The following is a 1,747-nucleotide window of genomic DNA, read 5'->3' on the forward strand; positions in this document are numbered from 1 at the left end:
TCGCTGCAATGGGTGTGGCGAATGCGTTGATCTGGTCTCCGTTGGCAGCGACGGCCACTCGTAATCTTCCGATGAGCCAGGCGGGCGCGGGTTCGGGAATTTACAACACCACCCGCATGATCGGGTCCGTGCTCGGCAGCGCGGGCATCGGCGCGCTCATCCAATCGCGCTTGGCCGCCGAACTACCTACCGGTGGATCGGCTTCGGGGGCAAACGAATTCGCCGGCCGAGTGCCCGAGATGCTGCGTGACGGCTTCACCACCGCCATGGCGCAGTCGCTGATTCTGCCCGCCGTCGTGCTCCTGGTCGGCATGATCGCGGTCTGCTTCTACGCCCGGCCCGCGTTCGAGAAACCCATGTGAGTGGAACCTCGACCCCTGCTACGTGTGCTGTCTTGATACATGTGGGACACGGGTGTCTCGATACATGTGGGACACGATTCTAGGCTGCGGGGCGGTGGAGTTGTCCTTGGTAGCGCTTGTCGGTGTTCAGGTGCAGGTGGCCGAGGACGTCTCCGCTTGCCGTGTAGGCGGTGACGTGGTTGCCGTCGCGTAGGACGGTCACGCGAGTGTAGGCGTGGGGTCGTCCGACGGAGATCGTGTGGTTGCCGACGGCGATCACGCCGGAGTCGGAGACGCGATGGGTGCCGACGGAGGCGTCGACCTGGGCGGGTAAATGCTGTGGACCGCCGAGGGTCGCAGCTCGGTTCCATGCCTGATCAGGGGGCATTTTCACGGCACTGTGGCGGCGGTCGGTGTTGTAGAACTTCTGGTATCGGTTGCATGATTTCTGTAGTTGCGCTGCGGTGGCGGGCCGGGTGGGTTGGTCGGTGAGCCACTCTTTGAAGGTCCGGTGGTGGCGTTCGACTTTGCCGTTGGTCTGCGGGTGGTACGGACTCGAGTGGATGAGCCGGGCACCGGAATCGGTGACGAATGCACCGAACTTCGAGCGGCCCTTCGATGCGGTTGCGCAGAACGCCATTCCGTTGTCGGACAACACTATTGCTGGCACACCATAGTCGGCGAACGCTGTACCGATGGCGGTGATGGCTCCGGCGGTGGTCTCGGCGTGGCAGACGTACGTCGCGACGAGGGTGCGGGTGCAGTCGTCGAGAACCTCGAAGACGGTGGCTTTCCCACCGCCGGCGAGTACGACTTCGGTGGCGTCGATCTGATAGCAGTCACGGGGTCGGGCGTATTGGAACCGGCGGTAGGACGATTTGGGTCGCTTCTTGGGTTCCGGGGTCACCAGGCCGTGGCGGGTGAGGATGTTGTTGATGGTCGATCGGGCTGGGATCTTCCAGCCTTTGCCGGCCCAATCATGTTCGGCGGCAATCTTGGTCAGCTCGTAGCGGATGTTGTCGGCACCGTTTTCGCGGCCCAATTCGCCGCGGAGCGCGATGATGTGGGCTTCGACAGTGTCAGGGGTGCGTGCCGGGCTCGAACGAGGCCGGCGGGAGTCGAGCTCCCACCGGCCCCGTTCCCGGATCCGGGCGGCGTGACGGTTGGCAGTACTGCGGGAGAGCCCGTGATCGGCGCAGAAGCCAGACAGGCCTCGTTCGTCGAAGACGTCAGCTCCCTCGATGATCCATGCGGTCAAGGTGGCGTCGAGCAGGTTCATCCGGGCATCCGATCTGGCCATGGATTACTCCATAGCCGGTCACAGTGCCCCGCAGCATCACCACAGCCTGTGTGTCACATGTCCGTGGACATCTCGTGTCTCATATGTCCCCGGACTGAACACGTAG

1 protein-coding gene and 1 pseudogene are annotated in these 1,747 nt (G+C 63.5%); one reads left to right on the forward strand and one right to left on the reverse strand.

Annotated elements, in window-relative coordinates; genetic code table 11:
• Nucleotides 1–362 (forward strand): annotated as a pseudogene (locus tag VF34_RS04315) (MFS transporter); the annotation flags it as partial.
• A gap of 79 nt (nucleotides 363–441) precedes the next feature.
• Here the strand turns inward: VF34_RS04315 and VF34_RS04320 are convergent.
• Nucleotides 442–1,641, reverse strand: coding sequence for a DDE-type integrase/transposase/recombinase (locus VF34_RS04320; RefSeq protein WP_231578188.1), 1,200 nt, complete (start codon nucleotides 1,639–1,641; stop codon nucleotides 442–444).
• Nucleotides 1,642–1,747 lie beyond the last annotated feature (106 nt).

The sequence above is a fragment of the Rhodococcus sp. PML026 genome, assembly GCF_000963615.1.
GTDB lineage: Bacteria > Actinomycetota > Actinomycetes > Mycobacteriales > Mycobacteriaceae > Rhodococcoides > Rhodococcoides fascians.